The following is a 16268-nucleotide window of genomic DNA, read 5'->3' as shown; positions in this document are numbered from 1 at the left end:
GGGGTCACCTGAACGGCATGCGCTCCTCCCCCTACTGGCCCGTCGTGACCCACCCGGTGCTGCGGCGCGTCCTGCCCGGGATCGCGGTCTCCGCCCTCGGCGACGGCATGTCCCTGGTCGCCGTGAGCTGGCTGGCGCTGCAGCTCGCCCCGGAACCGGCGCGCGGCGCCTGGGTCGCGGCCGCGGTGGCGGCGTACTCGCTGCCGAGCGCCCTCGGCGGCGCGGTCCTGGGGCGGTACCTGCGGCATCGCCCCGGCGCCCAGCTCGCGGGCTGGAACGCGATCCTGCGCGCGAGCGCCCTGGCCGCGATCGTCCTCGTCCACGCGACCGGTGCGCTGACGCCGGGGCTCTACGTCGCCCTGCTCGCGGTGTCGTCGCTGCTCGCGGCGTGGGGGTCGGCGGGGCGGTACACCCTCATCGCGCAAACCGTCCCGCAGGAGCACCACCTGGCCGCGAACAGCGTGATGGGGACGCTCTCGGAGGCGGCCGCGCTCGCCGGTCCGCCGCTGGCCGGCCTGCTCATCGGCTGGACGGACGCGGCCGTGGTCCTCGCGATCGACGCGGCGAGCTTCGCGGTGCTGGCGCTGACCTACCGCCTCGCCGTGCCGGAGCCCGGTGACGCCCCGCCCGCCGGCGCCGCCCGGGTGCGCCTCGGGCGCGACAAGGCCGGCCCGCTCCTGGTGACGTTCGCGTTCTTCCTCGTCTTCGGCCCGTTCTACGTCGCGCTGCCGCTGCACGTGGCCGACGACCTGCACGCCTCCGCGACCCTGCTCGGCGTCTTCTACACCGCCTTCGGCGTCGGCGCGGTCGTGGGCGGCCTGGCCACGCCATATGTGCGCCGCCTGCCGCCCTGGCCGGTGATCGTCGCGTTCGGCCTGGCGGTGCTCCCGCTCGGCCTGGGCGCGCCGCCGGCCGTGAGCCTGCCCGCGTTCGCGCTCGCCGGGCTGTGCTGGGCGCCCTACATGCCGGTGATGATGGCCCTGTTCCAGCGCACCACCCCGAAGGACCACCTGCCGCAGCTGCTGGCCACGTTCGGCTCGATCACCGTGATCGCCGTCCCGCTCGGCACGGCGGCCGGTGGCCCGCTGGTGACCGCCGTCGGCGCCGAGCGCACCCTGCTGCTGAGCGCGCTGGCGACCCTCGCCCTGGGCCTGGTCACGGCGGTGGTCTCAGGCGGCCGGCTCCGGCTCCGCGAGCGACGCGTTCGTCCAGCTCAGAGCCGCGAGGAGTTCCCCGTGTAGGTCGCCGCCGGCGGGCCCGCAGGACCGCGGCACGGGCTCGCCGCGCTGGTAGGCGCGCACGTCGCGCAGCACGTCGCCGAGGTCGCCGTGGCCGTGCACGACCGCCTCGGCGACCTCCTCGGTCAGCGGCAGCTGCCCGGTCAGGGCGCCGACCGGCCCGCCCATCAGGTCGCCGAGCGCCGAGAGCAGGCCGACCATGAACGCCGTCGGGCCCGGCCCGGCGCCGCGGCGCTCGGCCACCGTCTGGCACATGCGCGCCCGCACCACGGCGTCGGTGAGCCGGGACTCGTCGCCGTCGGCGAGGTCGGCGACCATCATGAGCGTGGCCCACTGGCGCACCTGCGGGATGCCGAGCAGCACGACCGCCTGGAAGATCGACGAGACGGGCTGCTTGAGGCCGTTGGCGGCGGCGTTCACCCCGCGCAGGATGCGCACGGCCAGCGCCGGGTCGCGCTCGATGGCGGCCACGGCCCGGTCCAGGTCGACGTCCTCGGCCGCGAGCTCGGTCAGCAGCCGGACCCGGGCCAGCCGCGTCGGGTTCAGCGCCTGGGTGGTGACCAGGTGCGGGCGGGACAGGGCGTGGCCCTGGTACAGCTGGAAGTCGTGCCGGATCGCGAGCTCCAGCAGCTCGGGGGTCTCGATCCGCTGGGCGATGAGCCGGATGCGCGGGATGCGCCGGCACTGGTCGACGATTCGAGCGATCGCGTGCCGGTCCCCGGCGAGCATGTCGACCTTCACGTAGTGCACGTGGGGCAGCAGCCGGGCGGTGTCCGGGTCGCCGGTGTAGCCGTCGATCGCCAGCCGGTGGCCCTGCCCGGTCAGCGCGGCCGCGGCCGCCACGAGCTCGTCGTCGATCTCGAGGCCGGCCAGCAGCTCGAGCCCGACGCGGCCGGGCGGGAACGGCAGCGGCAGGTCGCCGACCAGGAACTCCCGGGTGAGGTTGATGAAGCACGGCCGGTCCCCGACCAGCTCCTCGATGCCGAACGCGGTGAACGCCTCGACGATGACCCGGCTCGTCGCGGCGCTGTTGCGCACGGTGGCCTCGTGGGCGTGCGGGCCGTCGCGGAACAGCAGTTCGTAGGCGGCGACGCGGCCCTGGGCGTCGTAGAGCGCCTGACGGCCGATGTGCACGGGGCCGGTGTGACCGATAATGCTGTCCACACCAGCACTATCGGTCACACCGGGCCCAATTCAAGCCGGGCGGGCCCGCGGGGCGATGATCTGCCCGGTGTAGGCGACGGCGTCGAGGTAGGCCCGCGCGGTGTCCTCCACCGGCAGCGGCGCGGCCAGCAGCATCGGCAGGTCGGAGGCCTCGTAGGCGGCGACGAGGGAGAGCAGCTCGCCGAGCGGGCCGGTGCCGCCGACGAGCGCCTCGGTCACCTCGTGACTGAGCGACAGGCGCAGCGCGAGGTCGGCGGCGGGCTGGCCGAGCAGCTCGGCGACGGCGGAGACGAGCCCGGCGGTGAACGCGGCCTCGGGCGGCAGGTCCATCCGCCCGGCGATGTTCTGGCACATCCGGGCGCGGGTGATCGCGGCCGAGAGCTGGTGGGTGCCGGGGTCGTCCGGGCCCTCGAGGTCGCTGACGAGCATGAGGGTGGCCCAGTCCCGCAGCCGGTCGACGCCGAGCAGCAGGACGGCCTCGTGGACCGAGGACACCTTGACCGGCAGGCCGAGCGAGTCGGCGTTCGCGGCCGCCATCAGCCGCAGGCTCAGGGCCGGATCGCTGGTGACGAGGCCGACCACGCGGGCGAGCGGGATGCTGGGGCCGACGAGCAGGCTCAGCAGCTCGACCCGGGCCAGCCGCGACGGCGACAGGGCGGCGGCGCTCACGACCTGCGGGCGGCCGAGGACGTAGCCCTGGAAGTAGTCGAAGCCGAGCGCCCGGGCGAGGTCGAGCTGTTCGGCGGTCTCGAGCCGCTCGGCGACGAGCTTCACGCCGGCGTACTTGCGGCACCGCTCCACCGTCGCGGCCAGCTCCTCCGCGGGGGTCTCGAGCACGTCGATCTTCACGTAGGCGGCGAGCTCGAGCAGCGGCTCGTGGCCGAGGCCGAAGACGTAGTCGTCCAGCGCGATGCGGTACCCCTGCCGGACCAGCTCGGCGACCGCGGCCACGACCTCGTCGTCGATCTCGACGGTCTCGAGGATCTCGAGGACCACCTGCTCGGCGTCGAACGGCAGCGGCAGGTCCCCGACCAGGAACTCCCGGGTCAGGTTCACGAAGCACAGCCCGCGCCCGCACAGCGGCTCGATGCCGATCTCGGTGAACGCGGTGATGAGCACCCGGCTCGTGGCGTAGGCGCCGCGCTCGTCGGCGTCGACCGCGCCCGCGTCGCCCCGGAAGAGCAGCTCGTACCCGTGCACGTCGCCGTCCCGGGAGAAGATCGGCTGGCGGCCCACGTGCACGGCGCCGGAAGCGGGGAACATACCGCACTCATCGACCCGCCCGGCCGGGATCTGCGGATTTCCGCCGGAGCGTTACGCGGCCGGTGACGCGGCTTCGGCCAGGGCGTGAATCCGCCAGCCCGGATCGGGGAAACCGGACGCGTCGGCCACGTGGGCGCTCGCGGTGTTCGCGGGGTCGTGCAGGTAGATCGCCACCGCCCCGGCGTCCACGATCCGCCGGGCCGCCCGGGTCACGAGCCGCCGGGCCAGTCCCCGGCCGCGGGCGCGCTCCTCGGTGCCGACGGAGATCTCGGCACCGGTCGGATCGTGCGGCTTGAGCCCGACGCCGGCCAGGTACTCCCCCGTGCCCGGCTCCCGCGCGATGAGCACCTCGCCGGGGAAGGGCCGCAGCCAGTCGGGGATGCCCGGGCCGTCCGACGGCTCCCACTCCCCCGCCGGCTCCATCGCCACCGGCGCCTCGCTCCAGCGGAACACCCCGGTGAAGCAGTGCTGCCCGGGCCGCCCGACGAGGGCCGGGAGGTGCTCGCCGAGGGCCGCCTCGAGGTCCCGCGGGGCGGTGGCGGCGACGAGCGCGGCGACGGCGTCGCGGCTGGACGGCGGCACGGACAGCACGCCGTTGCCGCCCGCGTCGGTCACGCCCAGGGCCCGCTGCTCCCCGCCGTCCCAGCGGGGCTTCTCCCGCAGGGGACTGCCGACGACGAGCAGGCCCCCGGGGGACGGCCAGCTTCCGAGCCACGCGCGCAGGAACCGATCGAGCACGGTGAGAATCCTACGTCTGGGAGCGGAACTGCGCGCTCATCACGTCGGCGACCCGCTTGGTCCAGTCCGCGGGGCCGTCGACCGTCCAGTTCTCCCCCAGGGCCATGAACAGCGGCCCGCGGCCGGCCCGGCCGGCCTCGGCGGACCACTCGGCCTCGACGTCGCCGCGCCCGGCGTAGACGCCGACGTCGACCGGGCCCCCGGCGGCCGTGCAGCGGCCCCGCCCGACGGCCTTGGCGGGCACGTCGGCCGCGACGCCGACGGCCTCGTAGCCGGAGCAGGGCAGCCCCCGCCGGTCCAGGTAGTCGACGAGGGCCTGCGGCGAGGTGAACGTCTGCGGCGCCGAGTCGGCCGCGGGGGCGTGCCCCCGGTCGATGCGCCCGATCAGCACGACGAGCACGGCCCCGACGACGAGCACCCCGGCGGCGAGCGTGGCGATCATCGCCGTCGGCGGGCGGTGCTCGGGGTGCGGCCGCGGCGGGGGCGGCGGCAGCGGCTGGGTGGCGTCGCCGGCCTCGCCGTCACGGGCCCGGACCGCGGCGGCGACCTCGGCCGCCGAGGGCAGCGGCTGGGTGGGGCGCGCCGCGGCGGCCTCCGCCTCGCGGGCGGCGGCCTGGGCCGCGGCGACCTCGGCGGCCCGCGCGGCCCGGGCGGCCGCGGCGGCGAGCTCGGCCGGGGACGGCAGCGGCTGGGTCGCGGCCGAGCCGAGCTCCGGGCCGGGGCCGATGGCGGCGGCCGGTGGTTTCGCGTGGTCGAGGGGCTGGTGTGGCTGCTCGGTCACGCGAGAAAAGCTACCTCGCCCGGTGCGCGGACTCAGCACGCCGAACGGGCAGATCTGCTGCTCCGATCCGCCCCGGGGCTTCCGGGCAGGTGCCCGCACCGGCGCGGAAGCCCCGGACCCCCGCGAATGCCGCGATTCAGGCCGCCGGCAGCTCCACGGCGATCTCCTCGCCCAGCGTGGCGCCGTGCTCCAGCTCCAGGTCGTCGCCGCTCCAGAACTTGCCGGGGTCGTACCAGTTGGCCCGCCGCCCGCGCGCGAGCAGGCCCATGTCCTCGTAGGTCACGGCGACGACCTCGGCGCAGTACGCGGTCTCGAGCGCGCCGCCGGCCGGCCCGCCGCTGCGCCACGCGTGGCGCAGCTGGGGCAGCCGGCCCTTGAACCAGCGCCCGGCCAGCCGCGCGGTGGACGGGAACGGGGTGCCGTCGAGGCGGGCGACGGTCTTGAGCACCGCGTCCTCCATCGCCGGCCCGGCCTCCGGGAACAGCTGCCGCAGCCAGGCGCGCTGGCCGTAGCGGCGGCCCCAGACCAGGACGGCGTCGCGCAGATCGTGCAGCTGGACGCCGCGCTGGCGGGCGCCGGTCCACATGTCGGGCAGCGACCGGCCCAGCTCCGCGTGCCACATGAGCGGCGGCATGTCGTCGAGCACGACCGCCATGCCCACGTGGTTGACCGGGCTGTTGGTCAGCGTCTGGATGGCGCGGTCGGCGGGGGTGCGGCCGCGGAACACCCAGAGGTCGCCCGTGCGTGTCATCCGTACGGCCTCATCGAGATCGACCTTCACCGGGACTACCCTAGGGCCTCATGCGGATGAAGTGGTGGAAGGTCGTCGGGCTCGCCGGTGTCGTCGGCGTGGCGGCGACGGGTGTGCTGGTGGCCCGGGCCGAGCGCCAGCGGCGGGCGTACACCCCGGAGGAGATCCGAGAGAAGCTGCGCAACCGGCACGCCACCGCGTCCCTGGGCGGCAAGCCTGACGGCACCTCCGCAAAGGGTGGGACGAGTCGCGGCTCACGTACCAGTGCTCCCTGAGGTCACCTAATGTGGGTGGTGTGCTGCCACTGACATCCCAGACCGGCCCCGTGCGGGTCCTGTTCCTCGAAAACATCCACCCGATCGCGGTCGAGCGGATGCGCTCCGAGGGCTACGAGGTCGAGACCGTCGGGCGGGCGCTCGACGAGGACGAGCTGATCGCCAAGCTCGACGGGGTTCACCTGCTCGGCATCCGCTCCAAGACCCAGGTCACCGCCAACGTCCTGGCCTCCGCCCAGCAGCTGCGCGCCATCGGTGCCTTCTGCATCGGCACCGACCAGATCGACCTGCGCGTCGCCGCCGAGTCCGGCATCGCGGTCTTCAACGCGCCCTTCTCCAACACCCGCAGCGTGGTGGAGCTGGCGATCGCCGAGATCATCGCGCTGACGCGGCGGCTCACCGAGAAGAACGCCGACATGCACAACGGCGTGTGGAACAAGGACGCCGAGGGCTCCCACGAGATCCGCGGGCGCTCCATCGGCATCGTCGGCTACGGCAACATCGGCACGCAGCTGTCGGTCCTCGCCGAGAACCTCGGCCTGCGGGTGTACTTCTACGACACCTCCGAGCGCCTGGCGCTGGGCAACGCCGTGCGCTGCAACTCCCTCGACGAGCTGCTCGAGGTCGCCGACATCGTCACCCTGCACGTCGACGGCCGGCCCGGCAACAGCGGCTTCTTCGGCGAGGAGCAGTTCGCCAAGATGCGCCCGCGCAGCATCTTCCTGAACCTGAGCCGCGGCTTCGTCATCGACCACGACGCGCTGCGCCGCCACCTCGACAACGGCCACCTCGCGGGCGCCGCGGTCGACGTGTTCCCGAAGGAGCCCAAGGCCAAGGGCGACGAGTTCGTCTCGGCGCTGCGCGGCCTGCCCAACGTCATCCTCACGCCGCACATCGGCGGCTCGACCGAGGAGGCGCAGTCGGACATCGGCTCGTTCGTGGCCGAGAAGCTGCACAAGTACGTCGCCGAGGGCTCGACCACGCTGAGCGTCAACCTGCCGTCGCTCAACCTGCCGTCGCTGCCGGACACGCACCGCATCGCGCTGCTGCACCACAACGTGCCGGGCGTGCTCGCCGACGTGAACAGCATCTTCGCCGGCCACAAGGTCAACGTCGAGGGGCAGATCCTGGCCACCCGCGGCGAATACGGCTACCTGCTGACCGACGTCGCGGCGCAGTACCCGCAGGAGATCCTCTCGCAGCTGGCGGAGATGGCCACGACGGTCCAGCTGCGCGTCCTGTCCTGACCCTGTCCCGACCCGCTTCCGACCCGCGCCCGTCCCGGATGCGGCTTTTCATCGAGTCATTTCGATCTAAAGTCACACCCGGGACGGGCTTCGTTCACCACCGGGCGACAGCGTGCTCCCATCACCTGCGAAGGGAGCACGCATGCTCAGGGTTGTTCGCGCGGCCGCCGTGGTCGTCGTCGCCGGGGCCGGGATCGCCGTCGGCCTCGCCGGGCCGGCCGGGGCCACCCCGCCCGCAATCCCGTCCAAGGCCACGGCCCAGACGCAGCTCAACGCGCTGACCGTGGCCACCGAGGGCTCGATGAGCGGCTACAGCCGCGACAAGTTCCCGCACTGGATCACCATCAGCGGCTCGTGCGACACGCGGGAGACCGTGCTCAAGCGCGACGGCACGTCGGTCGTCACCAGCAGCACCTGCGCCGCGACGTCGGGCCGCTGGTACAGCCCGTACGACGGCGCCACCTGGACCGCCTCCGGCGACGTCGACATCGACCACGTGGTGCCCCTGGCCGAGGCCTGGCGCTCCGGCGCGAGCTCGTGGACGACGGCCCGCCGCCAGGCGTTCGCCAACGACCTCACGCACCCGCAGCTCATCGCCGTGACCGACAACGTGAACCAGTCCAAGGGCGACCAGGACCCGTCGACGTGGCAGCCGCCGTTGACCTCCTACCGCTGCACGTACGCCCGGATGTGGATCACCGTGAAGTACACCTACGGGCTGAAGCTGCAGTCCTCGGAGAAGACGGCCCTGCAGACGATGCTCAACGCCTGCTGAGCCCGGGCCCGGACGCCGGTGGGCGGCGCACCCCGCCGCCCGCCCGCGGATCGACCGGCCGCCCGCGGATCGGCCGGCCCCCCGCGGATCGACCGGCCGCGCCGGTACAGTCGCCGGGATGTCGCCCCGTGAACTCGTCGTGCTCGGCACCGCCAGCCAGGTCCCGACGCGGCTGCGCAACCACAACGGGTACTTCCTGCGCTGGGACGGCGAGGGCTTCCTCTTCGATCCCGGGGACGGCACCCAGCGCCAGATGGCCCACGCCGGCGTCGCCGCGAGCGACATCACCCGGGTCTGCCTCACGCACTTCCACGGCGACCACTGCCTCGGCCTGCCCGGGGTCGTCCAGCGCATGTCCCTGGACAACTCGCCCCATGACGTGCAGGCCTACTTCCCCGCCTCCGGCGAGGTGTACTTCGACCGCCTCCGCCACGCCACCCCGTACTACGACACCGTCGCCCTCACCAAGCACCCGATCGACGGCGACGGTCTGCTCACGCTGGCCGAGACGGCGACGTGGCGGCTGGAGGCGCACCGGCTCGACCACGGCATCGACGCCTACGGCTTCCGGCTGGCCGAGCGCGACGGGCGGCGGATGCTCCCCGAGCGCCTGCGCGAGCACGGCATCGCCGGCCCGGACGTCGCCGTGCTCCAGCGGGACGGGCGGCTGCGCGGGGTGAGCCTGCAGGACGTGAGCGAGCCCCGGCGCGGGCAGCGCTTCGCGTTCGTGATGGACACACGCCTGTGCGCGGGCGTGCGGGCGCTGGCCGAGGGCGCCGACGTGCTCGTGATCGAGTCGACCTACCTCGCCGAGGACGAGGGACTGGCCGTCGCGCACGGGCACCTGACCGCCGCCCAGGCGGCGCGGGTGGCCGCGGATGCCGGGGTGGGCACGCTCGTGCTCACCCACTTCTCGCAGCGCTACGACGACCCGTCGCGCTTCCGGCGGGAGGCGGAAGCGGTGTTCGACGGCGAGGTTGTCGTGGCCGAGGACCTGATCCGGGTCAGGATCCGCGGCTAGGTCTCCGGTCCGGCCGGTCAGTCACAGTCCGGCACAGTCCGGTCCGTCAGTCACACTCGGTGCAGATCGGCGCGCCGTTCTTCTCGCGGGACAGCTGGCTGCGGTGGTGCACGAGGAAGCAGCTCGAGCAGCGGAACTCGTCGCCCCGCATCGGCACGACCGGGACCGTGAGCTCCTCGTCGGTCAGGTCGGCGCCGGGCAGCTCGAAGCCGGCCTCGTTCTCGTCCACGTCGACGGACGCCGACTGGCCGCTGCTGCGGCGCGCGGTGAGCTCCTCGAGGCTGTCCTCGGCGAGGTCCGCGCCGACCGGGTTGCGCGGCGCGTCGTAGTCGGTGCTGATGGCCATGGCGTTCACCCTCTCTTGGTGACTTGGTTGTGTAACGAACGCCGCCGGCCCCGGATGTGTTCCCGACCGACATGAATGAATCGCGGAGTGTCCCGAATCACGCCGGCTCATGCCGACCCGGCGCCGAATCGGTCCACTGTGGACATATCAACAGCGGCAGCGCCAACGAGGCTACCTCGCCGGGTCGCCCGTGTGGGCACTTTTGCGATTCTCGGTCCGCATGTCGTCGAACAGGGCAGAAAGCCGCAGGTCGCGGCGGCGGGCCGGCCGAACGGAGGAACGCCGCGGTGGCGGCCACTACAGTTTCGCCCATGAACCTTCCCCAGCGCGCGCGTGTGGTCGTCGTCGGCGGCGGTGTGATCGGCACGTCGGTCGCCTACCACCTGGCCAAGGCCGGCATCACCGACGTGCTGCTGCTGGAGCGCGACCGGCTCACCGCCGGCACCACCTGGCACGCGGCCGGGCTCATCGTCACCTTCGGCTCGCTGTCGGAGACCTCGACGCGGATGCGGCAGTACACCCGCGACCTGTACGCGAGCCTGGAGGCCGAGACCGGGCTGTCGACGGGCCTGCGGCAGTGCGGGTTCATCGAGCTCGCCGCGGACGAGGGGCGGCTGGAGGAGTACCGCCGCGTCGCCGCGTTCAACCGGCACCTGGGCGTGGACGTCCACGAGATCTCCCCCGCCGAGGTCCGCGGGCTGTTCCCGCTCGCGCGCACCGACGACGTCCTGGCCGGGTTCTACGTCGCCGAGGACGGCCGCGCCAACCCGGTCGACGTCACGATGTCCCTGGCCAAGGGCGCCCGGCAGATGGGCGTGCGCATCCTGGAAGGGGTGCCGGTCACCGGCACCCTGCGCCGCCGGGACACGGTCACGGGCGTGCGCACCCCCTTCGGCGACGTCGAGGCCGAGGTCGTGGTCAACTGCGCCGGCATGTGGGCCCGCCAGCTCGGCGAGGAGGCCGGCGTGAGCGTGCCGCTGCAGGCGGCCGAGCACTACTACCTCATCACCGAGCCCATCGACGGCGTCTCGGCCGACCTGCCCGTGCTGGAGGACCCGGGATCATACGGGTACTTCCGGGAGGAGACCGGCGGCCTCATGGTCGGCCTGTTCGAGGGCGCCGCCGCCCCGTGGAGCGTCGAGCGGGTGCCCGACGGGTTCTCGTTCGGCACGCTCCCGCCCGACTGGGACCGCATGGCGCCCTACCTCGAGCGGGCGATGAGCCGCATCCCCGTGACCGCCACCGCCGGGGTGCGGACCTTCTTCTGCGGCCCGGAGAGCTTCACGCCCGACCTGGCGCCGGTCTTCGGCGAGTCCCCGGAGCTGCGCAACTACTTCGTCGCGGCCGGGCTCAACTCGATCGGCATCCTCACCGGCGGCGGCATCGGCCGGGCCCTGGCCACCTGGATCGCCGAGGGCCGCCCCGACGTCGACGTGACCGGGATGCACATCGACCGCCTGCGGCCCTACCAGCGCAACCGGGAGTACCGCGCCGCCCGCACCGTCGAGGCGCTGGGCCAGGTCTACGCGACGCACTTCCCGCACAAGGCGTTCACCTCCGGCCGCGACGCCCGCCGCTCCCCCCTGCACGACCGTCTCTCCGCGCTGCGCCCCTACCGCCGGGACGTCTCCGGCTGGGAGATGCCCGACGTCTACGGGTTCGAGGGATCGCCGGAGCCCACGTGGGGCCGGCCGGAGTGGTTCGCCCAGTGGGCGGCCGAGCACCGGGCGGCCCGCGAGGACGCGGTCCTCATGGACATGTCCTTCATGGCCAAGTTCCTCGTCGAGGGCCGCGACGCCGCCGCCGCGCTGGAGGAGCTGTCGGCCGGCCGGGTCGCCAACCCCGGGCGGGTCACCTACACCCAGTGGCTCAACGAGGGCGGGACCATCGAGGCCGACCTGACCGTCACCCAGCTCGACGAGGAGCGGTTCTGGGTGGTCGCCTCCGACACCGCCCACCGCCACGCGTTCGCCCGCCTGCGCCGCCACCTCGACGGCCGGCTCGCCTTCGCCGCCGACGTCACCTCCGGCTGGGCCCAGCTCAACGTGCAGGGCCCCCGCTCCCGGGAGATCCTGGCCGAGGCCTGCGGCGCCGACGTCACCCTGCCCTTCCGCGGGGCGGCCGAGCTCGAGATCGGCTTCGCGCGGGTGCTGTGCCTGCGGATCACGTACGTCGGGGAGCTGGGCTACGAGCTCTACGTCCCCGCCGAGCAGGCGGTGCACGTCCACGACCGCCTGGTGGCGGCCGGGGCCGGGCACGGGCTGCGCCACGCGGGGCTCAAGGCGCTCGCGAGCCTGCGCCTCGAGAAGGGCTACCGCGACTACGGCCACGACATCGACAACACCGACGACGTGCTGGAGGCCGGGCTGGGCTTCGCCGTGGCGCTGGACAAGGAGCACTTCATCGGCCGCGACGCCGTCCTGGCCCGCAGGGCGCGCGGGCCGCTGACCCGCCGCCTCGTCCAGGTGCTCGTGACCGACCCGAAGGCGCTGCTGCACCACGCGGAGGTGGTCCGCCGCGACGGGCGGGACGTGGGCTACGTGCGCGCGGCCTCCTACGGGCACACCCTCGGCGGCGCGGTGGGGCTGGCGATGCTCGACGCGGGAGCGGAGGCGCTCGACCAGGCGTGGCTGGACGCGGCCCCGCTGACCGTCGAGATCGCGGGCGCGACATATCCGGCGCGGGCGTCGCTGCGGCCGCTGTACGACCCGTCGGGCGAACGCGTGCGGGCCTGACCCGTCCTCCGCGCGGGTTTGCGCCCCGTGACAGGAAGGTGACGATTTCGTTGCTTTCAGTTAATGTCTCCCTACTCTCGGTGAGGTCGGCCGCGCACGGGGCGGCCGCGGACACGGGAGGTCAGGACATGCGGATCAAGCAGCTGGGCGTCGCGGCGGCCATCATCGGGCTCGGCGTCGCGACGACGTCCGGGCTCGCGGCTCCGGCCGCGGCCTCGCCCGACGGCGCGTTCACCGTCGCCGGGGTGGCGGACTGGGACCACGACGGCCACCAGGACATCGTGGTGCGCGAGAACGCGACCGGCGACCTGTGGCTCTACCCCGGCCGCTCGACGCGCGGCTACAGCACCGTCCCACGGGTCAAGATCGGCAACGGCTGGAACGGCTTCACCTTCGCCGGCATCACCGACTGGGACCACGACGGCCACCAGGACATCGTGGCGACGCAGAACGCGACCGGCGACCTGTGGCTCTATCCCGGGCAGTCCCGGCGCGGCTACTCGGCCGCCCCGCGCGTGCAGATCGGCAACGGCTGGCAGGGCTTGCGCATCGCCGGCCTGGCGGACTGGGACCACGACGGCAGCCAGGACATCGTGGCGCGCGACGAGGCCGCCGGCGACCTGTGGCTCTACCCGGGCCAGTCCCGGCGCGGCTACTCCGGCATCCCGCGGGTGCAGATCGGCAACGGCTGGAACGGCTTCACGGTCGCGGGCCTCGCCGACTGGGACAAGGACGGCCACCAGGACATCCTGGCGCGCAACGACGCGACCGGCGACCTGTGGCTCTACCCGGGCCAGTCCCGGCGCGGCTACTCCAGCACCCCGCCGGTCAAGGTCGGCAACGGCTGGACCGGCTACACCTTCGCCGGCGTCGGCGACTGGGACCAGGACGGCCACCAGGACATCGTGGTGCGCAACGACAGCACGAGGGACCTGTGGCTCTACCCCGGCGAGTCGAAGCGCGGCTACTCCCTGGTCCCGCCCGTGCGAATCGGCAACGGCTGGTAGGAGCAATTCGGCGCATAGCCCCCGGTTGTGGACACATGCTGTTGAGGTGGACGGGCGTCCGGCGCCCGTCCACCGCGGCTCGCACCACGCGATCCGCGCGGTATCGCGGGTCGCGCGAGGTGACCCGCACGCAACGCGGGCATCGGCGCCCGCGGTGACACGGGGGAGCTGGACGGCATGCGGAACAGCAGACTCGGGCCGGTGGCGGCGGTCGCGATGGGACTGGCCCTCGCGACGGCCATCGGCGGCCCGGCTTCGGCCTCGGGCGCGTACACGTTCGCGGGCGTGACGGACTGGGACGGCGACGGCAACGAGGACATCGTCGCGCGCGACCCGGGCGGCGACCTCTGGCTGTTCCCGGGCTCGTCGGCGCGCGGCGTGACGAGCGTGCCGCCGGTGACGATCGGGACGGGCTGGAACGGCCTCACCTTCGCCGGCCTGGCGGATTGGGACAACGACGGCCACGAGGACATCGTCGCCCGCAACGTCGCCGGCGACCTGGTGCTCTTCCCGGGGACCTCGACCCGCGGCGTGTCGGGCGAGCCGCCGGTGACGATCGGGACGGGCTGGGCCGGGTACACCTTCGCGGGCATCGCCGACTGGGACAAGGACGGCGCCCAGGACGTCGTCGCCCGCGACCTGGACGGCACCCTGTGGATGTTCCCGGGCCAGGCGACCCGCGGCGTGAGCTCGGCGGCCCCGGTCGAGATCGGCACCGGCTGGAACGGCTACGACTTCGCCGGGATCATCGACTGGGACCACGACGGCAACCAGGACATCCTCGTGCGCGGCACGACCGGCGACCTCAGCCTCTTCCCCGGCCAGTCCGTGCGCGGCGTCTCGGCCGAGCCGCCGGTGCAGATCGGCACCGGGTGGAACGGCTACGACTTCGCGGGCCTGGCCGACTGGGACAAGGACGGCAATCCGGACGTCGTGGCGCGCAAGACGAACAACGACCTGTGGCTGTTCCCGGGCGAGTCCATGCGCACGGTGAGCGGCCAGAGCCCGGTGCAGATCGGCACCGGCTGGTAGCCGCGGCCCGACCGGCGGGGCCGGCACCTCGCCACGCACCCGCCGCCCGGCGCGAAGCCGCACCACGCATGCGGCCACCGCGCCGGGCGGGCGGGTCAGGCGGGTCAGGCGGGTCAGGCGGGTCAGGCCGGGGCGTTCGGGGCGTTCGGGGACGAGGACGGCGCCGGTGCCGCGCCGCAGATGAAGTGCGGCTCGGCGTCGTAGCGCCACGTGAAGCGCTCCCGGCGCAGCTCCTTGCCGTCGCGGCTGAAGACCCGGAACGCCTCCTGCGTGAAGCCCGGCTCGCCCGAGGTCGGGTTGCAGTCGGCCTCCTGCAGGTACACGGTCTTGGGCGCCACCGGCTTCGTGCGGGGACCGTAGACGGTGGTGATGTCGTAGCGCTTGGTCCCGTACAGCGTCACCGTGACCGAGTCGTCGCTCGTCGCGGTGTCGATGAGGATGCCGCTCGGGCCGTCGTTGCGCACCCGCAGGTCCAGCGACGGGAAGACCACGGTCGCCTCGATCACGGCCGGGTACCGGTCGAAGTAGTAGCTGTGCGGGTGGTGCTCGACGTCCTCGAGGCCGGCCAGGTACGCGGCGTTGAAGAGGGTCGTCGCGACCTGCGAGACGCCGCCGCCCGGGCTGTTCTTGATTTTGCCGTCCTCGATGCCGGGGGCGTCCACGTAGCCCTTGGCGTGCGTGCGCTCGCCGACCCGCTGGTTCAGGCTGAACGTCTCCCCCGGCTTGATGAGCGTCCCGCGCAGCGCCTCGGCCATCGTGCGGATGTTCACCACGCGCGGCCGGCCCGGCTCGAAGTGCGTCGTGAACGTTCCCACCGGCGCGGAGACGCCCAGGGTGGCAAGCCACGCGGCGGTCGTACCGGCATGCGAGGGCACCATCGGCACCTCCACCCGTCGCGGCGTGGCCGTCGAGCGCAGCGCGTCCAGCAGGCGGGGCGCGGCGAGATCGACCTGGCTGCCGTCCGACTCCGCGCGGATGACCGGGCGGCCGCCGGAGACCTCGAAGCGGGCGTCGGTCGCGGGGATCTCGACGCGCGCGAAGGCCGCCGCGGCCGACTTGCGCAGCGCGGCGGCGTCGAGCGCGGGCACGATCGCGCCGTCCGGGCCGGACTCGAGGCGCAGGGCGGACGCGATGCCGCCCGCCGGTACCGTCACCTCCCCCCGCGGCGTGGCCAGCACCAGCGGCGCGGCGACGGCCGGGGTGGCGAGCTCGCGCACGAGCCGGTCCACGTCGGCGCGGGTGTCGTGCGGCACCAGGTCCACCACCGGGAACTCCAGCACCGGGCGGCGCAGCCAGCCGGACTCGGCCAGCCGGGCGGCGCCGAGGCGGTCGAGGCCTCGCCCCTGCTCGGGGTACACCGGAATCGGGCGCAGACCGTCGAAGCGCACGGCGGGCATGACCGGCGCGTCGCCCTGCGGGCCGAGGTGGTCCATGAGCGCGGCGAACAGGCGGCCGGCGTCGACGTGCACGACCGGCTCGACGTCCACCCCGCCGAAGGGCACGGGCGTGGCTTCCACCGCGCGGTCGACGGTCGCGGGCACGTCGAGGGTCAGGCCGACCGCCGCCGGGTCCACCACCGCCGGCTCGGTGCCGACCTTGACCGCGACCGGCAGGCGCAGGCGGGCGGCGACCCCGGCCTCCAGCGCCTGGCGGGCCTCGGCGCGGGAGCGGCCGCCGAGGTCGACGCCGAGCACGCGGACGCCCCGGTCGACGTCGTGGGCGTACGTCCGCAGCGCCGCCAGGCCGGGCACGACGACGAGCAGCGTGACGGCGATCACCAGCCGGCGGCGGCGCACGGTGCGCCGGCGGCGGGCCAGCGGCGGGACCACGGGCCGCGCCCGGAGCTCGGTAGCCATACCGACAACCGTGCCCGATTTGTACCGTTCTTACTAAAA

At 73.9% G+C, this 16268-nt stretch carries 15 protein-coding genes; 8 read left to right on the top strand and 7 right to left on the bottom strand.

Annotation, left to right across the window (positions count from 1 at the left end; genetic code table 11):
- The first annotated feature begins 17 nt into the window (after nucleotides 1-17).
- Nucleotides 18-1241 carry an MFS transporter gene (locus tag ACQP2P_RS17805; RefSeq protein ID WP_433617400.1) on the top strand — a complete coding sequence of 408 codons (1224 nt, stop codon included), beginning with the start codon at nucleotides 18-20 and terminating at the stop codon, nucleotides 1239-1241.
- On the opposite strand, the gene ACQP2P_RS17800 is transcribed toward ACQP2P_RS17805, so the two are convergent.
- From ACQP2P_RS17800 to ACQP2P_RS17780, 5 genes are all read right to left on the bottom strand, one after another.
- Nucleotides 1170-2402, bottom strand: coding sequence for an EAL and HDOD domain-containing protein (locus ACQP2P_RS17800; RefSeq protein ID WP_433617398.1), 1233 nt, complete (start codon nucleotides 2400-2402; stop codon nucleotides 1170-1172). The genes ACQP2P_RS17805 and ACQP2P_RS17800 overlap by 72 nt on opposite strands.
- Nucleotides 2403-2432: 30 nt before the next feature.
- Nucleotides 2433-3665 (bottom strand): EAL and HDOD domain-containing protein, encoded by a 1233-nt coding sequence (locus ACQP2P_RS17795; RefSeq protein ID WP_433617396.1) that lies wholly within the window; start codon nucleotides 3663-3665, stop codon nucleotides 2433-2435.
- A 51-nt stretch (nucleotides 3666-3716) separates the two neighbouring features.
- The gene (locus ACQP2P_RS17790) at nucleotides 3717-4403 is read right to left on the bottom strand and encodes a GNAT family N-acetyltransferase (RefSeq protein WP_433617394.1); all 687 of its coding nucleotides are present in this window, start codon (nucleotides 4401-4403) and stop codon (nucleotides 3717-3719) included.
- Between the two features lie 10 nt (nucleotides 4404-4413).
- Entirely contained in the window at nucleotides 4414-5184 is a 771-nt protein-coding gene (locus ACQP2P_RS17785) for a hypothetical protein (protein ID WP_433617392.1), read from the bottom strand.
- Between the two features lie 136 nt (nucleotides 5185-5320).
- Nucleotides 5321-5965 (bottom strand): hypothetical protein, encoded by a 645-nt coding sequence (locus ACQP2P_RS17780; RefSeq protein WP_433617390.1) that lies wholly within the window; start codon nucleotides 5963-5965, stop codon nucleotides 5321-5323.
- A gap of 20 nt (nucleotides 5966-5985) precedes the next feature.
- On the opposite strand from ACQP2P_RS17780, the gene ACQP2P_RS17775 reads away from it, so the two are divergent.
- The 4 genes from ACQP2P_RS17775 (at nucleotide 5986) to ACQP2P_RS17760 (ending at nucleotide 9253) form a co-directional block, all read left to right on the top strand.
- Nucleotides 5986-6210, top strand: a complete 225-nt coding sequence (locus ACQP2P_RS17775) for a hypothetical protein (protein WP_433617389.1) — start codon at nucleotides 5986-5988, stop codon at nucleotides 6208-6210.
- A gap of 20 nt (nucleotides 6211-6230) precedes the next feature.
- Complete coding sequence (gene serA / locus ACQP2P_RS17770; RefSeq protein ID WP_433617387.1) at nucleotides 6231-7457, top strand: phosphoglycerate dehydrogenase; 1227 nt, start codon at nucleotides 6231-6233, stop codon at nucleotides 7455-7457.
- A gap of 142 nt (nucleotides 7458-7599) precedes the next feature.
- Entirely contained in the window at nucleotides 7600-8232 is a 633-nt protein-coding gene (locus tag ACQP2P_RS17765; protein ID WP_433617385.1) for an HNH endonuclease family protein, read from the top strand.
- A 118-nt stretch (nucleotides 8233-8350) separates the two neighbouring features.
- Nucleotides 8351-9253, top strand: a complete 903-nt coding sequence (locus ACQP2P_RS17760) for a ribonuclease Z (RefSeq protein WP_433617383.1) — start codon at nucleotides 8351-8353, stop codon at nucleotides 9251-9253.
- 46 nt (nucleotides 9254-9299) lie between these two features.
- On the opposite strand, the gene ACQP2P_RS17755 is transcribed toward ACQP2P_RS17760, so the two are convergent.
- The gene (locus tag ACQP2P_RS17755) at nucleotides 9300-9593 is read right to left on the bottom strand and encodes a DUF4193 domain-containing protein (RefSeq protein WP_433619178.1); all 294 of its coding nucleotides are present in this window, start codon (nucleotides 9591-9593) and stop codon (nucleotides 9300-9302) included.
- 317 nt (nucleotides 9594-9910) lie between these two features.
- Between ACQP2P_RS17755 and ACQP2P_RS17750 the strand changes: the two genes are divergently transcribed.
- The 3 genes from ACQP2P_RS17750 (at nucleotide 9911) to ACQP2P_RS17740 (ending at nucleotide 14373) form a co-directional block, all read left to right on the top strand.
- Nucleotides 9911-12334, top strand: a complete 2424-nt coding sequence (locus tag ACQP2P_RS17750) for a GcvT family protein (protein ID WP_433617382.1) — start codon at nucleotides 9911-9913, stop codon at nucleotides 12332-12334.
- 128 nt (nucleotides 12335-12462) lie between these two features.
- Nucleotides 12463-13341: an FG-GAP repeat domain-containing protein gene (locus ACQP2P_RS17745; RefSeq protein ID WP_433617380.1), complete on the top strand. Its 879-nt coding sequence runs from the start codon at nucleotides 12463-12465 to the stop codon at nucleotides 13339-13341.
- Between the two features lie 177 nt (nucleotides 13342-13518).
- Complete coding sequence (locus ACQP2P_RS17740; RefSeq protein WP_433617378.1) at nucleotides 13519-14373, top strand: FG-GAP repeat domain-containing protein; 855 nt, start codon at nucleotides 13519-13521, stop codon at nucleotides 14371-14373.
- A 122-nt stretch (nucleotides 14374-14495) separates the two neighbouring features.
- Here ACQP2P_RS17740 and ACQP2P_RS17735 read toward each other — a convergent pair whose 3' ends face one another.
- Nucleotides 14496-16229: a VanW family protein gene (locus ACQP2P_RS17735; protein WP_433617377.1), complete on the bottom strand. Its 1734-nt coding sequence runs from the start codon at nucleotides 16227-16229 to the stop codon at nucleotides 14496-14498.
- Nucleotides 16230-16268: the final 39 nt, after the last annotated feature.

Origin of the sequence: Dactylosporangium sp. CA-139114 (genome assembly GCF_050955725.1) — a bacterium.
Taxonomy (GTDB): domain Bacteria; phylum Actinomycetota; class Actinomycetes; order Mycobacteriales; family Micromonosporaceae; genus Dactylosporangium.
Note: the sequence above shows the minus strand (reverse complement) of the source record. Positions and strands in the feature narration are given on the sequence as shown.

Bases quoted from the DNA above. Each gene is read 5' to 3' on its own strand.
- ACQP2P_RS17750 (WP_433617382.1), top strand. From the start codon at position 9,911: ATGAACCTTCCCCAGCGCGCGCGTGTGGTCGTCGTCGGCGGCGGTGTG.
- ACQP2P_RS17735 (WP_433617377.1), bottom strand. From the start codon at position 16,229: ATGGCTACCGAGCTCCGGGCGCGGCCCGTGGTCCCGCCGCTGGCCCGC.
- ACQP2P_RS17745 (WP_433617380.1), top strand. From the start codon at position 12,463: ATGCGGATCAAGCAGCTGGGCGTCGCGGCGGCCATCATCGGGCTCGGC.
- ACQP2P_RS17775 (WP_433617389.1), top strand. From the start codon at position 5,986: ATGCGGATGAAGTGGTGGAAGGTCGTCGGGCTCGCCGGTGTCGTCGGC.
- ACQP2P_RS17805 (WP_433617400.1), top strand. From the start codon at position 18: ATGCGCTCCTCCCCCTACTGGCCCGTCGTGACCCACCCGGTGCTGCGG.
- ACQP2P_RS17760 (WP_433617383.1), top strand. From the start codon at position 8,351: ATGTCGCCCCGTGAACTCGTCGTGCTCGGCACCGCCAGCCAGGTCCCG.
- ACQP2P_RS17795 (WP_433617396.1), bottom strand. From the start codon at position 3,665: ATGTTCCCCGCTTCCGGCGCCGTGCACGTGGGCCGCCAGCCGATCTTC.
- ACQP2P_RS17740 (WP_433617378.1), top strand. From the start codon at position 13,519: ATGCGGAACAGCAGACTCGGGCCGGTGGCGGCGGTCGCGATGGGACTG.
- ACQP2P_RS17765 (WP_433617385.1), top strand. From the start codon at position 7,600: ATGCTCAGGGTTGTTCGCGCGGCCGCCGTGGTCGTCGTCGCCGGGGCC.